This is a genomic window from Kitasatospora papulosa (assembly GCF_000717245.1).
Classification (GTDB): Bacteria; Actinomycetota; Actinomycetes; order Streptomycetales; family Streptomycetaceae; genus Streptomyces; species Streptomyces papulosus.
In genome coordinates, this window is the sequence record NZ_JNYQ01000001.1 from 150,589 (window position 1) to 167,203 (window position 16,615).

A 16,615-nucleotide genomic window follows, 5' to 3' on the forward strand; every position below is an offset into this window, starting at 1 on the left:
GACGCGTACGCGGACGGGTGGAGCGGATGGAACAGGACGCGGGACAGGGAACGGCGCCCGGGACGGACGGCCCCGGGGACATCCGTCCGAGGCCGACGCCCGGCGGGTTCGCGTACACCGCCGCCGACGAGGAGAAGCGGCGCGGTGTGCGCCGTATGAAGACCACCGCCACGGGTCTGCTCCTGCTCGTCGCGCTCGTGTACGTCCTCGCCACCTGGGCGAAGAACGAGGGTGTGGGCGGCTGGCCGGGCTACGTCGCAGCGGCCGCCGAGGCCGGAATGGTGGGTGCGCTGGCGGACTGGTTCGCCGTCACGGCGCTCTTCAGGCGCCCGCTCGGCCTGCCCATCCCGCACACCGCCATCATTCCTACCAAGAAGGACCAGTTGGGGGAGTCACTCGGTTCCTTCGTGGGCGAGAATTTTCTCTCCGGAGACGTCGTTCGTGACCGAATTCACGCTCTGGGCGTCGGTGCGCGGCTCGGGACGTGGCTGGCGGACCCGGCTCACGCGGACCGGGTCACCGCCGAGCTGGCCACCGCGCTGCGCGGGGCGCTGACCGTCCTGCGGGACTCCGACGTGCAGGCGGTCGTCGGGGAGGCGATCACCCGGCGGGCGGACGCGGCGGAAGTCGGTCCGGGGATAGGGAAGATGCTGGAGCGGATCGTCGCGGACGGCGGTCACCGCAGGGTCGTCGATCTCGTCTGCGTACGGGCGCACGACTGGCTGGTCCTGCACGGGGACTCCGTGATGGACGCGGTGCAGGGCGGGGCGCCGGGCTGGACGCCGAGGTTCGTGGACAAGCGGGTCGGGGAGCGGGTCTACAAGGAGCTGCTGCGGTTCGTCACGGAGATGCGCGACATGCCGGGCCATCCGGCACGTGGGTCGATCGACACGTTCCTGACGGACTTCGCGGCCGACCTCCAGACGGACTCGGACACCCGGGCCCGGGTGGAGCGGCTGAAGTCGGAGATCCTGGGGCGTGGCGAGGTGCAGGACGTCATCGCGTCCGCCTGGTCCTCCGTCCGCTCGATGATCATCGCGGCTGCCGAGGACGAGCGGAGCGAGCTGCGGATGCGGGCGCGGGCGTCGCTGATGTCGCTGGGCGCCCGGCTGGCCTCCGACGAGCGGCTGCAGGGCAAGCTGGAGGGCTGGCTGGAGGACGCGGCGGCGTATGTCGTCACGACGTACCGCACGGAGATCACCTCGCTGATCAGCGACACGGTGGCCGGCTGGGACGCGGACCAGACGTCGAAGAAGATCGAGGCGCACATCGGCCGTGACCTGCAGTTCATCCGGATCAACGGAACCGTGGTGGGCGCGCTGGCGGGGCTGGCGATCTATTCGGTGTCGCACGCCCTGGGGGGCTGACCGGAGGCGTGGCCGTCCTGTCGTACGGACACGCCCCCGGGTCACGCGGGGAGTTGCTCTTCAGTACGCACCCCACGGCGCCGTTGTTCAATCCCCGGGGCCTGACTTTCCCGGACGGGGTGGCGTGGGGTCAGCGCGCGCTGCGGCGGGTGACCGCCCAGGAGGCCGCGGCGACCCCGCCCGCCACCGTGAACACGGCGGGCCAGGCGCCGACCTTCTTGGCCAGCGGGTGCGAGCCGGCGAAGGCGGCGACGTAGGCGACGGTCAGCCCGGTGGCGGCGCGGGCCCCGGCCTGCCGGTTCCACTCGTACGCCGCCACCGAGCCGGCGGCGGCCAGGGCCACTCCGCCCAGCGGGCGCTTCCTGGTCCAGCGGGCGATTCCGTAACCGCCGAGCAGACCGCCCGCCGCCACTGCCGCTGCCGGGACCTTCGCCATTGCCGCCACCTTCGCTTTCCTGCCTGTACGCCGACGTGTCCGTCCCGCGTCCTCGGATTCCGAGGATACGGTTCCGTGCCGGCGTACGGACGGGGCGCCTGTCAGTCGGTGCCCAGCTCCATCGCGGCGCGGTCCAGCAGCTCGTCGTCGCCGGAGACCTCGCCGCGGGAGGCGATGGCCTGGGCGCCGCCTTCCGGCATGGCGCCGATCAGACCGGTCGCCGCCGCCTGGGCCGCGCCGATCAGGGACGGCTGGGCCGAGCCGACGAGGCCGAGGCCGGCGAACTGCTCCAGGCGGGCGCGCGAGTCGGCGATGTCGAGGTTGCGCATGGTGAGCTGGCCGATGCGGTCCACGGGGCCGAACGCCGAGTCCTCGGTGCGCTCCATCGACAGCTTGTCCGGGTGGTAGCTGAACGAGGGGCCGGTGGTGTTCAGGATCGAGTAGTCCTCGCCGCGCCGCAGCCGCAGCGTCACCTCGCCGGTGACGGCCGAGCCGACCCAGCGCTGCAGCGACTCGCGGACCATCAGCGCCTGCGGGTCCAGCCAGCGGCCCTCGTACATCAGCCGGCCGAGACGCCGGCCCTCGCTGTGGTAATGGGCGAGGGTGTCCTCGTTGTGGATCGCGTTGACGAGGCGCTCGTAGGCGGCGTGCAGGAGTGCCAGACCCGGCGCCTCGTAGATGCCGCGGCTCTTCGCCTCGATGATGCGGTTCTCGATCTGGTCCGACATGCCCAGGCCGTGGCGGCCGCCGATCGCGTTGGCCTCCATCACCAGGTCGACGGCGGAGGCGAACGGCTTGCCGTTGATCGTCACCGGGCGGCCCTGGTCGAAGCCGATCGTGACGTCCTCGGTGGCGATCTCGACCGAGGGGTCCCAGAACCGGACGCCCATGATCGGGTCGACGGTCTCCACGCCGGTGTCGAGGTGCTCCAGCGTCTTGGCCTCGTGGGTGGCGCCCCAGATGTTGGCGTCGGTGGAGTACGCCTTCTCCGTGCTGTCGCGGTAGGGCAGCCCGTGGGCCACCAGCCACTCCGACATCTCCTTGCGGCCGCCGAGCTCGGTGACGAAGTCGGCGTCGAGCCACGGCTTGTAGATCCGCAGGTGCGGGTTGGCGAGGAGGCCGTAGCGGTAGAACCGCTCGATGTCGTTGCCCTTGAACGTGGAGCCGTCACCCCAGATCTGGACGTTGTCCTCGAGCATCGCCCGCACCAGCAGGGTGCCGGTGACGGCGCGGCCCAGCGGCGTGGTGTTGAAGTAGGCGCGGCCGCCCGAGCGGATGTGGAACGCTCCGCAGGCGAGCGCGGCCAGGCCCTCCTCGACCAGTGCCGCACGGCAGTCGACCAGGCGCGCGATCTCGGCGCCGTAGGCCTTCGCGCGGCCGGGCACCGAGGCGATGTCGGGCTCGTCGTACTGGCCGATGTCGGCGGTGTAGGTGCACGGGACGGCACCCTTGTCGCGCATCCACGCGACCGCGACCGAGGTGTCGAGTCCGCCGGAGAAGGCGATGCCGACGCGCTCGCCGGTGGGCAGGGAGGTGAGGACCTTAGACATAGGAAGAGTATGCACTCGCGCGCATGTATATGCAAATGCCGTCATCGGAAGGTGTGACCACCGGATCCGGGCTTCCTGGGCGCCGGGGGTGTGCACGTGTTTACTCCGAGAGGTGAACGCCTGGGTGCGCCCGGGGTCGGGGCCGGGCGTCCGGCGACGGCCCGCATCCCCGGCCCCGAAGCCGACCTGCGCGCGGAGTTGATCGCCGGCCGGCTCATCGGCCTGGGCGCCACTCTGAGCCTCCACCGCGAGAAGCCGGCTCCCTCGCGACACCCGAGCACCTCGCGGACCTCTACGCCCCGGCGCTGCTGCCGCTCCCGGCCGGCCGGCGGTCACACCCGCAGGACGTCGATCCCCAGGCCGGTGAACTCCTCGACGACGTCCTCGGGCGCGTCCCGGTCCGTCACCAGCACCGACACCGCGCCGGTCTCGCACACCTGGGCGAAGGCGCGGCGGCCGAGCTTGGAGGAGTCGGCCACCACCACGACCGTGCCCGCGCACTCGGCGAGGGCACGGTTGGCGCCGGCCTCGGACTCGTCGTGGGTGGCCGCGCCGAAACGGGCGTGCACGGCGTCCACGCCGAGGATCGTGTAGTCCAGGGCGAGGGTGCGCAGGACGGAGTCGACCAGCGGGCCCACGAGTTCGTACGAGTTCGGCCGGGCGACCCCGCCGGTGACGACGATCTTCACCTGGGGACGGACCGCCAGCTCGTTGGCGATGTTGATCGCGTTGGTCACCACGGTCAGCGCCACACCGCCGCCCGCGGGTTCCGGCCGCAGCGCCAGCTCCCTGGCGACCTCGGAGGTCGTCGTGCCGCCGTTGAGCCCCACGGTGGAGCCCGTCGGGATCAGCTCGGCCGCCGCCTTCGCGATCCGCTGCTTCTCGTCGGCCCTGCGGGCCGCCTTGTAGCGCAGCGGCAGGTCGTAGGCGACGGTGCTCACGACGGCCCCGCCCCGGGTGCGGGTCAGCAGGTTCTGCCTGGCCAGCTCGTCCAGGTCCCGGCGGACGGTGGCCGCGGAGCAGCCGAGCCGTTCGGCGGCGTCGAGTACGTCGATCTGGCCCTGGTCGCCGAGGATCTCCAGCAGCCGGGTCCATCGTGTGTGTGCCGCCACCTGGTCCTCCTCGCTCGCTGTGAACCCTATCGCCCGGGGCGGGCGAGGACGTCCAGCAGGCGCGCCACCTCCGCGGCGACCGCGTCGCGGGCCGGCCCGAGGTACCTGCGGGGGTCGGCGGCCTCGGTGTGGGCGTCCAGGTAGGTGCGGACGGTCCGGGTGAACAGCTTGTTCAGGTGCGTGGAGATGTTGACCTTGGTCATGCCGGCGCGGACCGCCGCCGCGAGGCCGGAGTCCCCGACGCCCGAGGAACCGTGCAGCACGAGGGGGACCCCCACCACGTCGCGCAGCCGGGAGATGAGCGCGAGGTCCAGGACGGCGTCGCGGGTCAGCATCGCGTGCGAACTGCCGACGGCCACGGCGAGCGCGTCGACCGCGGTGGCCTCGACGAACGCCTCGGCCTCGTCCGGATCGGTGCGCACACCGGGGGCGTGCGCACCGTCCTTGCCGCCGATCTCGCCGAGTTCCGCCTCCACCCACACGCCGTGGCGGTGGCAGTAGGCGGTGATCTCGCGCGTCGCGGCGACGTTGTCGGCGTACGGGAGCGCCGACGCGTCGAACATGACGGAGGTGAAGCCGAGCCGGACGGCCTCACGCACCAGGTCGGCGGACTCCGCGTGGTCGAGGTGCACGGCCACCGGTACGCCCGCGGCCCGGGCGACGGCGAGCGAGGCGAGCCCGATGGGTTCGAGGCCGCCGTGGTAGCGGGCGGTGTTCTCGCTGATCTGGAGGATCACCGGGAGCCCGGCCGCTTCCGCCCCGCCCGCGATGGCCTGCGCGTGTTCGATCTGCACGACGTTGAAGGCCCCGACGCCGGTCGCGCCGGTCCGTGCGCCGTGGGTGATCTCGCCGGTGGATATGAGCGGCATGGGCGTCCTTCGCGGGTGCGGGTTGCGTGAACCCAGGCGAATGGTGCTCGAAGTTGCTCATTTATAGCGCGTTTGAAGCAGGTTGGAAAACCTCGGGTTTCGATCCCGGTGCGGTTGCGCAGGCGTGACGGCAAGGCTCTCCGCCCTCTCTCGCGCCCGGGGTTGGCTGAATAACTCCCCCTGCGAGGGCGGGCGTTGTACTTGGATGGTGATCACATACGGCTTCCTAGACGACCTTGCGAGGGTTGATCCATGCCGAACGGAATCGTCCGACTCCATCGCTTCGGGGCGGCGCTGGTGATGAGCGGCCTCCTGTCCGCGCTGTCCGCCGCCCCCGGGGTCGCGGCCGAACCGTCCTCCGTGTCAGCGGCGGCGACCTCCGTCGTCGCGTGGGGCGGGAACAACGACTGGGGCGAGGCCACGGTCCCGGCCGAGGCCCAGTCGGGGGTCGACGCGATCGCCGGCGGGTACTTCCACGGTCTGGCCCTGAAGGGCGGCAAGGTGCTGGGCTGGGGGGCGAACCTGAACGGCCAGCTGACGATGCCCGCCGCGACGCAGTCCGGGGTGGACGCGATCGCGGCCGGGAACTATCACAGCCTGGCGCTCAAGGACGGAGAGGTCATCGCCTGGGGCGGCAACGAGGACGGTCAGACGACCGTGCCCGCCGAGGCCCGTTCCGGGGTGGACGCGATAGCGGCCGGCGCATGGGCGAGTTACGCGCTGAAGGACGGCAAGGTCATCGCCTGGGGCGACGACAGTGACGGCCAGACCACCGTGCCCGCCGAGGCCCAGTCGGGCGTCACCGCGCTGGACGGGGGCGTCTACACCGCGCTCGCCGTGAAGAACGGCGGGGTGATCGCCTGGGGCGACAACTACTTCGGCCAGACCACGGTTCCCGCCGAGGCGCAGTCCGGCGTGGACGACGTCGCGGGCGGCATCTTCCACAGCCTGGCGCTGAAGGACGGCAAGGTCATCGCCTGGGGCGACAACCGTTACAAGCAGACCACGGTGCCCACCGAGGCCCTGTCCGGGGTGTCGGCGATCGCCTCCGGCGAGTGGTACAGCCTGGCGCTCAAGAACGGCAAGGTCATCGCATGGGGCAGTTCCCGGACGGCTCCGAGCTCCGTGCAGTCCGGTGTCAGCTCCATCGAGGCGGGGCCGAACGCGGCTTACGCCCTGAAGGGCTGAGGACCGCGCGAGCAGCCGCCCCCGGTGAGTCCGGAGGCGGCTGCCGAGGCGGTGAAGGGGGAGCGGCCGCCTATTCGCAGGCGACCCCGTCGCCGTCCCGGTCCAGGTGGGATCCGTACCCGGGGTCCCCTCGGTGGATGGGGGCGGCTCCCGCGGCCCGGACGGCGGTGCAGTTGGCGTAGGAGGTGCTGCCTCCGCCGGTGGAGCCGCCGCCCGAGCTTCCGCCCGAACTCCCGCCCGACGAACCGCCGCTCGAACCGGATGATCCGTACGGCTCGCAGCCGATCCCGTCGCCGTCCCGGTCCAGATGGGCGGCGTAGCCGGGCTCACCGCGCCGGACGGGCGCCGCGCCGGCGGCCCGTGCCGCGTCGCAGTTCTCGTAGTACACGGCCGGCTCGGCCGGTTTCGTGGCCTTCGGTGCGGGGGTGCGCGAGACCGTCGGGGTCGGCTTCGGCGTCGGGGTGGGTGTGGGAACCGGCTCGGAGACGGTGATCCGTACGACGGCACTGTCGTCCGCCGTGCCCTCGCTCTTCGCCTTCAGGGCGACCTGGTACGTGAACTCGTCCTCGCCCGCGTACCCGTCGGCGGGGGTGTAGACGAAGGTGGCGCCCTCGACCGTGACGGTGCCGTGCGCGGCCGGGCTCGCCACGGTCAGGTCGAGCTGTGCCGCTGCGCAGGTGGCGAGCAGGGCGGCGTCGGTGCCGTCCTCCAGTCTCACGAGGTCGTTGGCCAGCGCCGCGACCGTGATCTCCTGCCCGGCCTCCGCGCCCTGGGTGTCGTCGGCGAGGGCGAGCGTGCGCTCCGCGGAGGGGGAGGAGGTCGCGGCAACGGGCTTCGCGTCCTGGCTCGTTCCCGCGTCACCCCCGCATCCCGCCAGTGTCAGTGCCAGGACCGCGACTCCCGCCGCCGTCGTCAGCCGGCCCTTCGTCACGCGTGTGTTCATGTGCCCCCCAAGGTGCTCCGTGGTGCTGTGCGACTGAGGGGTGATGCTCGCAACGGCGGAAGTGCCGGGTGGTGCACTCCAGGGGAATGAGGCGCAATTGTGATGAAGATGTGGAGGAGGGGTGTGTTCCCTTTGAGGGGCAGAACGTGTGGGCTTCCTCCGGGCCGGGGCGCCGCACGCCGGTCAGGTCATGGCCTGTGTCCCGATGACGTCGAGCAGGGCGAGCCGGTCGGCGGCCTCGCTGCCCGGAGCGGCGGTGTAGGCGACGACCCGCAGGTCGCTTCCCCCGGCCACCAGGACGTCGCAGTCGAGGGTGAGCGCCCCCACCTCGGGGTGGTCGATGGTCTTGGTGGCGGACTCGTGGGTGCCCACGATGCCCGACTCCCACAGCTCGGCGAACACCGTGCTGACCTGCCGGAGTTCCTTCACCAGCGAGCGCAGCCCAAGGTCGGCGGGGTAACGCGCGGTCGCCGCCCGCAGGTCGGCCACCACGGCCGCCTCGAAAGCCGCGCGCTGCTCGGAGGTCAGGCTGATCCGGCCGTGGCGGCCGGTGAAGTGCCGCCAGGCGATGTTGCGTTCGCGGCCGCGCAGACCGGACGGGTCGCCGAGGAGCGCCGCCCAGGACGGGTTCCACTCGACGAGGTTCCACGCCGCGTCGTGGACGCTCAGCGGGGCACCGTTCAGCTGGTCGAGCAGTCGGCGCAGTCCGGGCGGGATGTGGGCCGGGACATGGCCGGGCCCGGGGTCGGGCTGTCCGGCGAGGAGGTACAGGTAGGTGCGTTCGTCCGTCGTCAGGCGCAGGGCCCGGGCCAGGGAGGCGAGGACCTGCGGTGAGGGGGAGGTGGCCCGGCCCTGTTCGAGGCGGGTGATGTAGTCGACGGACAGGGCGGCGAGCTGGGCCAGTTCCTCGCGCCGGAGCCCCGCCGCCCGCCGCACCCCGCCCGCGGGCAGGCCGACCGCGGCGGGGGAGAGCCGGTCGCGCCAGCCGTGCAGGGCCTTGCCCAGGTCGTTGCCGCCAGGGCCTTCGGCCGGCTTCCCGGCCGCGCCCCGGGGCGGTGTCTCCTCGGATGTGCTCACCCCTCCAGTATCCGCGCGCGGCCGCCGCCCAGCCTGGTACTGCCGGTCCACCCGATGCGGTGGGTACTCCCTGTGCGCCGGGGACACGAGGACGGTGAGGGCATGACCTTCACCGACGGACACAGGAGCACCGCCATGACCACCACCCTCATCACCGGAGCGAACAAGGGTCTCGGCTACGAGACCGCCCGCCGTCTCGTCGAGGCGGGGCACACCGTCTACGTCGGGGCGCGTGACGCCCGGCGCGGAGAGGAGGCCGCGGCACGGCTCGGGGCGCGCTTCGTGCGGCTCGACGTCACGGACGAGGACTCCGTCGAGTCCGCCGCCGCCTTCGTGGAGAAGGACGCGGGCCGGCTCGACGTCCTGGTCAACAACGCGGGGATCATCGGTGCCCACAAGCCGGTGGGTGAGATGACCGGGACGGACATGCGGAACACGTACGAGACCAACGTCTTCGGCGCCGTACGCGTGACCAGGGCTTTCCTGCCGCTGCTGGAGGCGGCCGAGGCCCCGGTCGTCGTCAACGTGGCCAGCGGCCTCGGTTCGCTGGCGGCGACGAACGACCCGAGCCGCATCGAGTACACGGTGGCGGCGCTGGACTACAACTCGTCCAAGACGGCGCTGGTCATGGTGAACTCGCAGTACGCGAAGGCCTACCCCGGCATCAGGTTCAACGCCGTGGACCCCGGCTACACCGCCACCGACCTCAACGGCCACACCGGGCACCACACCGTGGAGGAGGGCGCGGACATCATCGTGCGCATGGCCCTGATCGGGGCGGACGGCCCGACCGGCGGGTTCTTCGACGCGGCCGGACCCGCCGCCTGGTGACCTCCCGCGCGGCCGGGCGCTATCTCGATGGCCCGGCGCGCGGGTGCGCCCGTACGGTGCGCGCATGACTGCACAGCTCCGCCTGGAAAAGGTGACCCCCGACAACGTCCTCGACGCGTGCCGGCTGAAGGTCGCTCCCGAACAGGAACGATTCGTCGCACCGGTCGCCCGGTCCCTGGCCGAGGCCTACGCCGACCCCGGCACGGCCTGGCCCCGGCTGATCTTCGACGGTGAGCGGCTGGTCGGCTTCGTGATGGCCTTCCTCGACGTCCGTTTCCACCCCGAGGACCCCGACGACCGGCCCCGCTCAGGTCTCTGGCGGCTGGCCGTCGCCGCCGGGGAGCAGGGCCGCGGGTACGGCCGCTTCGCGGTGGACGAGGTGTGTGCGGAGATCCGGCGGCGCGGCGGGAGCCGGGTGACGGTGACCTGGGGGGAGGGGGAGCACGGGCCGGAGGAGTTCTACCTGAAGCTCGGGTTCCGCAGGACGGGGGAGATGAGCGGCGACCAGGTCGTCGGCGAACTCGACCTGCCTCTCGGGTGACCTGGCGGCGCGGGGCGGATCCGGCTCCGCGGGTGTCCGCCCTGGTGATCCACATGCGGTCCGGGGCCCGGGGCGCGAGGATCGGGGATACGGGCGGTGGCCCGGCTCGCGCCAAGGCCCTCTCGGGCCGGTTCTCCCTTCCAGGCGCACCGGTCCGCCTCCCGGCCAAGCCGCCAGGGGGGTCTGGAGGTACCGGATGCCACGGCCCCTGTGGACGGGCGCGATCAGCTTCGGGCTGGTCACGATCCCGATCAAGGTGGTGTCCGCCACCGAGAACCACTCGATCTCCTTCCACCAGTACCACCGCGAGGACATGGGCCGGATCCGCACCCGCAAGGTGTGCGAGATCGACGGCGAGGTCCTGTCGCAGGAGGAGATCGGCAAGGGCTACGAGGTCGCCAAGGACCGGACGGTGCCCGTCACGGACGAGGAGCTCGACCGGATGCCGCTGCCCACGGCCAAGGCCATCGAGATCGTCGCGTTCGTCGAGGCCGACAGCGTCGACCCCGTGCGGATCAGCGACAGCTACTACCTCGCGGTCGACGGCCAGGTCGCGGCGAAGCCGTACGCACTGCTGCGGAAGGCGCTGGAGCGCAGCGACAAGGTCGCCGTCGCCAAGTTCGCCTGGCACAACCGTGAGCGCCTCGGTCTGCTGCGGGTGCGGGAGGACGCGATCGTGCTGCACTCGATGCGCTGGCCGGACGAGATCCGCAGCCCGGAGTCCCTCGCCCCCCGGGAGACCGAGCTGGACGAGGACGAGATCGAACGCGCCGTGCAGCTCACCGACAGCATGGCCCTGGACGACATCTCCGGCTTCCGCGACCGCTACCGGGAGGCACTGGAGGAACTGCTCGCGGCCAAGTCCGAGGGCAAGGCCCTTCCGGCGGCGGCGGGCGCCGAGGAGGAGGAGCCGGGCAAGGTCATGGACCTGATGGCCGCCCTCAACGCCTCGGTGAAGGAGGCCAGGCAGACGCGGGGCGAGGACGCGACCGTGCACGAGATGACCCCCGGCAGGCCCCGCGCCCGTAAGAAGGCCGCCCCGGCCGGCAAGAAGACGGCGGCGAAGAGCACGGCGAAGAAGACCGCCTCCGGGAAGACGACGGCGGCGAGGAAGCAGCCGGCCAGGAAGACGGCCGCGAAGAAGCGCACCGCCTCCTGAGCACCCGGGCCGGCGCACGCCCCGGCCGCGGGCGTCACCCGAGGTCGTCCGCTGCGAGGTCCGGCCGCAGCCGGTGCCAGGACGGCTGGCGCAGCCGCCCCGCCTTCGTCCGGGTCGCGTACCGCACCTCGCCGACGAGCCGGGGCAGCACCCACCGGGCGCCGGCCACCGGGGGTGTCTCGTCGAACGGACAGTCGTCGACGGCGGCGACCCGGAGCAGTTCGGCGAGCCTGGCCCTCTCCGCGTCGCTCCACCCGGTGCCCACGCTGCCCGCGTAGCGCAGGCCGCCCGGGTGCCGTTCGCCGACCAGCAGCGCCCCCGGCAGGCCGCCCAGCCGGCCCCGGCCGGGCACCCAGCCGCCGACGATCACGTCCGCCGTGCGGGCATGGCGGATCTTGATCCAGGTACGCGCGCGGACGCCCGGTTCGTACACCGAGCCCAGCCGCTTCGCGACCAGCCCCTCCAGCCCGGCCTCCCGCGTCATGGCCAGGGCCTGCTCGCCGTGCCCCACGACCACGGCGGGCGTCGACCAGTGCGGCCCGTCCAGCCCGAGCCCTTCGAGCGCGGCCCTGCGCTCCGTCCACGGCAGCCGTACGAGGCTCCTGTCGCCCAGGAACACGACGTCGAACAGCACCAGGTGCGCCGGTACCCGCTGCGCCGCGCGGGCGGCCTTCGCGGGTGATCCGGAGAGTCCCATCCGCGACTGCAGCCGTTCGAAGTCGCTGCGCCCCTGCTCGTCCAGCGCGACGATCTCACCGTCGAGAACCGCCGGTACGCCCCCGAGCGCGGGTCCCAGAGCCACCAGATCCGGATACGCCGGGGTGATGACGGCCCCTGACCTGGCCAGCAGCCGGATCGAACCGTCCCCCGGCAGATAGGCCATGGCGCGCTGGCCGTCCTGCTTCACCTCGTACGCCCACTGCTCGTCGACGGCGGCGGGCGGCAGCCGGCCCGGGGTGGCGAGCATGGGGGCGAGCAGGGGCAGGGTGGCCATGACCGCAGCTTCTCAGCACTCGTGTCACCGGGCCCGGTGACACCACGGCCACGCCGTCACCCCGCCGGGCCGGCCGACACCCGGCTAGGCCGGGTCGGCCGCTCGGTAGGTGCACACGTGGACACCCGTACCGCTGATCGCCGTCGACACGAGCGCGAGCGGGCGCAGCGCGCCGTCGCCGGGGAAGATCGTCTTACCGCCGCCGACGATCACCGGCATGATCATCAGTCGCAGTTCGTCGGCCAGCCCTTCGTGCAGCAGGGTGCGCGCGAGCGTCGGGCTGCCCATGACCAGCAGGTCACGGCCCTCGGCCGCGCGCAGCTCCCGGATACGGTCGAGGGCCGTCGCGCCCGGGACGAGGGTGGTGCCGGACCAGGTGAGTTCGTCCTCGCCGAGGGTGCTGGAGACGACGTGCTTGGGGATGGAGTTCATCCGGTCGGCGAAGGGGTCGCCCGCCCGCCCCGGCCACGCCCCGGCCATCGTCTGCCAGGTGCGGCGCCCGAAGAGCAGTGCGTCGGCGTCCTTCAGCGCGGTGTCGAACGCGCCGCCCACCACCTCGTCGAAGAACGGGTGCGACCAGCCGCCCTGTGTGAAGCCGCCGTCGGTGTCCTCCTCGGGCCCGCCGGGGGCCTGTACGACGCCGTCCAGACTCATGAACTCACTGATGACGATGCGCATGGCTCCGGTCCTCGTTCCGCTCGGGATGTAGGGCTGTCTCGCGATGTACGACCATGAAGACTGCCGGACGACGGGAAAGTAATCGAGGTTTGCCGCAGGTGAGTTGGGGAGTCCGGAAATCCGGGGGACGGCCGGGCGTGGCCGGTGCCAGGATGTGCGCCATGACGACGAACCGAAAGGGCCGTGCCGCGTAGCCGGCCAGGACACCTCCGCGCCGTGCGGGCCCACCGCCGCCGGGCGGACGGGCCGAGCACCGTGATCGACGGCCTGTCATCACGCACCCTGGCCGAGATCACCCGGCTGGAGCTGACCCGCAACTACCTCGCGCCCGGCGGGGTCGGCGAGGCGGTGCGCTGCTGGAAGGACCACGTGCGGCAGCCACGGGGAGCGCTGCGGCGCGACGACGAGTACGGCAACCCCCACTGGATCTGCTGCGGGGACCCACGGGCGGCGCGGGCGCTCCTCGACCTCGCGATGCGGGCGATGTCGAGGAGCGGCGCCCGCGAACTCCGGCGAGTGGTCGAAGGGCTCGACCGTGAGCGGTGAGGCGGCGGCGCGTGAAGGTCAGGGGACCGTGGGCCCGGGCGCCGTGAAGCCGACGTCGGCGGCGCGGGCGGTGACGTCGGCGTCCCTGCTGAGGGGCCATGCGGCGACCCGTGAGACCACGGCCGCCGGCACCACCGCGCTGATTCCGGGCTCGGCCGGTATGTCGTACGTGGCGTGGGCGTCGTAGGGCAGGACGACGCGGTATCCCAGCTCCACGGCCGTACGCGCCGTCGCCTGGACGCACATCTCGGACATCAGGCCGCAGACGGCCAGTGACCGCACTCCGGACGTGGTCAACACGCTCTCGAGGGAGGTTTCCTGGAACGCGTCGTCGTGCGTCTTGCGGATCACCACCTCCCCTCGGCCCGTGTCGACGGGGTGGTGGAGCTCCCACCCGGGGGTGTGGGGCTCGTCGTCCCCGCCGGCGGGCCCGTCGTTCTGGACGTGCACGACGAGCGCCCCCGCCTCCCGGGCCCGCGTGATCAGTTCCGCCGTCCGGTCCACGAGGCGCTCCGCCTCGGGCAGGGCGCCGTCCCCACGGACGAAGGCCCGCTGGACGTCGACAACGATGAGGGCCTGGTGGTGAGTTGTGGGTGAGTGGTCCGCGTGAGAGGTCATGCCGTCATCATGGCCCGCGGGAGCCGCTGTCAGGCGTCCATGCGTGGCCGTGGAGTCGACGGTGGGCTCCGGGAGGACCAGCCGGCCGGCGGGGTGACTGCCCCCGCCGGCCGGCGCGTCGGGCAGGTCAGGCGGTCGTGCAGGCGGTGCCGCTGAGCGTGAACGCGGCCGGGGCCGGGTTGGCGGCTCCCCTGGTGCCGGTGAAGCCGACCGTGACCGAGCCGTTCGCCGCGATCTGCGCCGTGTAGGAGGCGGGGGCGACGCTGACCGTCGCTCCGCTCTGCGTGGGCGTCCCGCCCCACATGTTCGACACGGTCTGCCCGCCGGCGAAGCTGAAGCCGAGGTTCCAGCCGTTCAGGGTGGCGGTACCGGTGTTGCGGATGGTGATCTCACCCTGGAACCCGCCGGGCCACTCGCCGACCACGCGGTATCCCACGGAGCAGCCCACACCCGGCGTGGGCGTGGTCCTGTCGGTGGTGACGTTCACCGCGGCGGACCGTGCCGAGAGGTTGCCGGCGGCGTCGCGGGCGTAGACGGCGAAGGAGTACGCCGTGTTCGCGGTCAGGCCGGTCACCGTGACCTTGTTGGTGGTGGAGGAGGCCACGGGGGTCTCGCTGCCACCGCTGACGCGGACGACGTCGTACCCGGCGATGGCAACGTTGTCGGCGGCAGCGGTCCAGGACAGGGTGGCGGAGCTGGCCGTCACCGCGGAGGCGGTCGGGGTGCCCGGGGTGGTCGGGGCCTGTGTGTCGCCCGGGGTGCCGCCGCCGAAGACGGTCGCCTCCTCGGACGTCTGGGCGATGCCGTTCGCGCCGTGGAAGACGCGCTCGCCCCAGGAGCTCAGCCGGCTCGGGTCGAAGTCGATGGCCAGGTCGAGGATCGGGTCGGTGTTGCCGCTCCAGGACCACGCCAGGTAGCCGAGGTCGAGCTGCTCGGCGGTGGCCATCATGGTGTCCTCGTCCGGGTCGCCCCACTGGTCGGCGGGTCCGCCGAACTCGCCGATGAGGAGCGGAAGTCCGGCGTCGACGAAGGCGTTCAGATAGTCGGTGACCGCCTTGGCCGTGTTGTAGACGCTGTACATGTGGATCGAGAAGATCAGGTTGCCCGTGGTGTCGGCGTCGTACACGGACTGGGCGTTGGCGCGCATGACGCCCTGCCAGTCCTGTCCCCAGTTGGGGGCGTCCACCATGATCGTGTGGGTGAATCCCGCGGCACGCAGCTTCTTCACGGCGGCGGTCGTCGGCGCGGTCCAGCCGGCGGGGTCGGTGTTGCCCCAGGGCTCGTTGCCGATGTTGACGATGACGTAGTCCTCCTGGCCCACGAGGACGTCCTTGAGGCTGATCCAGTAGTCGGCCGCGTGGTCGAGGGTGCCCGCGGCGGCGTCCTCCCCGTAACCGGTGGTGTCGTGCACCTCCAGTACGCAGATCAACCGGTTGGCCTTGCAGTCGGCGATGATGCCCGCGACCTCGGCGGGACCGTTCCGAGTCCAGCGGTGGCCGTCGGAGAGGACGACGCGGACGGTGTTCGCGCCGAAGGACTTGATGTCGGCCAGCGACTGCGTCTCGCCCGGATACCAGGTGTGCGCGTGGTTGACGCCGCGCATGACGAAGTCGTTGCCGTTGCCCTCCAGCAGACGGCCGTCGCTGATGTGCAGGCCGGTCGCCGCGGCCTCCGCCTGCGCGGGCCGGGCCTGTGCCGCGGCCGGACCGAGGGCGCCCAGCAGGAAGACGCCGAGAAGAGCGGCCATGGCGGTGAGGAGGCGGGCTGAAGGGCTCGTTCGTGCCGTGCTCGTTGCTGATCTCACTGCGACTCCAGAAAGTGGGGTGCCGGGGGACGCAAACGTCGGATGGGAACGTGGGAGCGCTCCCATAAAGCCATCTCGACAGGGGCACGTCAAGAGAGTGCGCACAGTTCGACGCCCGGCCGTTCACCGCCGATGCCGCGGGGCCCCGCACCGTGGGATGCGGGGCCGTGCGGTGCCGGTCGGGCCTTGCCGTCCGTGACCCGCCGTCAGGCCTTGCTGGTGCAGATCGCGTCGTACGGGCGGCCGGGGCTCGGGAAGAGCTCGATGGGGTTGTCCACCTCCGCGGGGCACTCCTCGGATGTCTTGGTGAGGGCGAGGACCTTGTTCCCCCCGCTCGCGCAGGCGACTTCCTTGGCCTGGTCGTCCACGCAGTCGCCCACCACGAGCTGCCCGCCGCCCGCTCCCGCGTCGCCGGGGTGGTCGTCCGAGAGGTTGCGCCCGCAGATGGTCTTGCTGGGGAGACCCGCGCTCGCGTCCCCGCCGAAGGACACCTTCACCGAGATGATCTCGTCGGTCCCGGCGGGGCACTCCACGGCCCCGGCGAAGATCTCGCCGTCCTTGACCTCCAGCGCCTTGATCGTGGCCTTGGGGTCGTCGCAGTCGAGGGCCTGGAAACCGTCCTTCGACCGGCTCGTGTCCGGTCCGGCGCAGTCGCCCGCCTTCCAGTCCTCGGACTGCCGGCTGCCACCGTCCGACGACCCGTCGCGGTTCTTCGACGACCCGCTGCCGCTGTCCGAGAACGGCCCGCAGGCCGTGGTCGCCCCGAGCGCGAGGGTGAGTACGAGGACACCCTTCGCACAGTTCCGCAGAGCGCTGCGGGCGCCGCGCGGCGACGGGGGGACGGTTCTGCCGGGGCGGCTGTTCCCGGGTCCGGTACTGCCGTGGACGATCATGCTGCTCCT

General features: G+C 72.2%; 17 protein-coding genes. 6 read left to right on the top strand and 11 right to left on the bottom strand.

What is annotated here, in order from left to right; translation table 11 throughout:
- Positions 1-26: 26 nt before the first annotated feature.
- Positions 27-1,367 (top strand): DUF445 domain-containing protein, encoded by a 1,341-nt coding sequence (locus IA22_RS0100630; RefSeq protein ID WP_030122404.1) that lies wholly within the window; start codon positions 27-29, stop codon positions 1,365-1,367.
- A gap of 130 nt (positions 1,368-1,497) precedes the next feature.
- Here IA22_RS0100630 and IA22_RS0100635 read toward each other — a convergent pair whose 3' ends face one another.
- From IA22_RS0100635 to IA22_RS0100650, 4 genes are all read right to left on the bottom strand, one after another.
- Positions 1,498-1,803 carry a hypothetical protein gene (locus IA22_RS0100635; protein ID WP_014156038.1) on the bottom strand — a complete coding sequence of 102 codons (306 nt, stop codon included), beginning with the start codon at positions 1,801-1,803 and terminating at the stop codon, positions 1,498-1,500.
- A gap of 101 nt (positions 1,804-1,904) precedes the next feature.
- Complete coding sequence (gene argG, locus IA22_RS0100640) at positions 1,905-3,353, bottom strand: argininosuccinate synthase (RefSeq protein ID WP_014156039.1); 1,449 nt, start codon at positions 3,351-3,353, stop codon at positions 1,905-1,907.
- Between the two features lie 332 nt (positions 3,354-3,685).
- Positions 3,686-4,465: a DeoR/GlpR family DNA-binding transcription regulator gene (locus IA22_RS0100645; RefSeq protein ID WP_014156041.1), complete on the bottom strand. Its 780-nt coding sequence runs from the start codon at positions 4,463-4,465 to the stop codon at positions 3,686-3,688.
- A 26-nt stretch (positions 4,466-4,491) separates the two neighbouring features.
- Positions 4,492-5,334, bottom strand: coding sequence for a class II fructose-bisphosphate aldolase (locus IA22_RS0100650; protein WP_030122405.1), 843 nt, complete (start codon positions 5,332-5,334; stop codon positions 4,492-4,494).
- A 252-nt stretch (positions 5,335-5,586) separates the two neighbouring features.
- Here IA22_RS0100650 and IA22_RS0100655 point away from each other — a divergent pair, with 252 nt between their 5' ends.
- A complete protein-coding gene (locus IA22_RS0100655) occupies positions 5,587-6,522 on the top strand; it encodes an RCC1 domain-containing protein (protein WP_030122406.1) in 936 nt (311 codons plus the stop codon).
- Positions 6,523-6,592: 70 nt separating this feature from the next.
- Here the strand turns inward: IA22_RS0100655 and IA22_RS0100660 are convergent, their stop codons facing one another.
- The gene (locus IA22_RS0100660) at positions 6,593-7,465 is read right to left on the bottom strand and encodes an excalibur calcium-binding domain-containing protein (RefSeq protein WP_030122407.1); all 873 of its coding nucleotides are present in this window, start codon (positions 7,463-7,465) and stop codon (positions 6,593-6,595) included.
- Between the two features lie 183 nt (positions 7,466-7,648).
- Positions 7,649-8,542: a helix-turn-helix domain-containing protein gene (locus IA22_RS0100665; protein WP_014156045.1), complete on the bottom strand. Its 894-nt coding sequence runs from the start codon at positions 8,540-8,542 to the stop codon at positions 7,649-7,651.
- Positions 8,543-8,677: 135 nt separating this feature from the next.
- Between IA22_RS0100665 and IA22_RS0100670 the strand changes: the two genes are divergently transcribed.
- The 3 genes from IA22_RS0100670 to ku all read left to right on the top strand — a co-directional run bounded on the left by IA22_RS0100670 (position 8,678) and on the right by ku (position 11,073).
- Positions 8,678-9,373, top strand: coding sequence for an SDR family NAD(P)-dependent oxidoreductase (locus IA22_RS0100670; RefSeq protein ID WP_030122408.1), 696 nt, complete (start codon positions 8,678-8,680; stop codon positions 9,371-9,373).
- Positions 9,374-9,437: 64 nt separating this feature from the next.
- Complete coding sequence (locus IA22_RS0100675; RefSeq protein WP_030122409.1) at positions 9,438-9,914, top strand: GNAT family N-acetyltransferase; 477 nt, start codon at positions 9,438-9,440, stop codon at positions 9,912-9,914.
- Between the two features lie 196 nt (positions 9,915-10,110).
- Positions 10,111-11,073, top strand: a complete 963-nt coding sequence (ku, locus tag IA22_RS0100680; protein ID WP_030122410.1) for a non-homologous end joining protein Ku — start codon at positions 10,111-10,113, stop codon at positions 11,071-11,073.
- Between the two features lie 34 nt (positions 11,074-11,107).
- Here the strand turns inward: ku and IA22_RS0100685 are convergent, their stop codons facing one another.
- Together IA22_RS0100685 and IA22_RS0100690 are read right to left on the bottom strand one after the other, a co-directional pair.
- Complete coding sequence (locus IA22_RS0100685; protein WP_030122411.1) at positions 11,108-12,067, bottom strand: ATP-dependent DNA ligase; 960 nt, start codon at positions 12,065-12,067, stop codon at positions 11,108-11,110.
- Positions 12,068-12,151: 84 nt separating this feature from the next.
- Positions 12,152-12,745 carry a dihydrofolate reductase family protein gene (locus IA22_RS0100690; protein WP_030122412.1) on the bottom strand — a complete coding sequence of 198 codons (594 nt, stop codon included), beginning with the start codon at positions 12,743-12,745 and terminating at the stop codon, positions 12,152-12,154.
- Between the two features lie 216 nt (positions 12,746-12,961).
- On the opposite strand from IA22_RS0100690, the gene IA22_RS0100695 reads away from it, so the two are divergent.
- Complete coding sequence (locus IA22_RS0100695) at positions 12,962-13,291, top strand: hypothetical protein (RefSeq protein ID WP_030122413.1); 330 nt, start codon at positions 12,962-12,964, stop codon at positions 13,289-13,291.
- A gap of 18 nt (positions 13,292-13,309) precedes the next feature.
- Here IA22_RS0100695 and IA22_RS0100700 read toward each other — a convergent pair whose 3' ends face one another.
- From IA22_RS0100700 to IA22_RS0100710, 3 genes are all read right to left on the bottom strand, one after another.
- Entirely contained in the window at positions 13,310-13,909 is a 600-nt protein-coding gene (locus IA22_RS0100700) for a cysteine hydrolase family protein (protein ID WP_030122414.1), read from the bottom strand.
- A 127-nt stretch (positions 13,910-14,036) separates the two neighbouring features.
- Complete coding sequence (locus IA22_RS0100705; RefSeq protein ID WP_030122415.1) at positions 14,037-15,713, bottom strand: cellulase family glycosylhydrolase; 1,677 nt, start codon at positions 15,711-15,713, stop codon at positions 14,037-14,039.
- A gap of 206 nt (positions 15,714-15,919) precedes the next feature.
- Positions 15,920-16,606, bottom strand: a complete 687-nt coding sequence (locus tag IA22_RS0100710) for a hypothetical protein (protein ID WP_030122416.1) — start codon at positions 16,604-16,606, stop codon at positions 15,920-15,922.
- Positions 16,607-16,615: the final 9 nt, after the last annotated feature.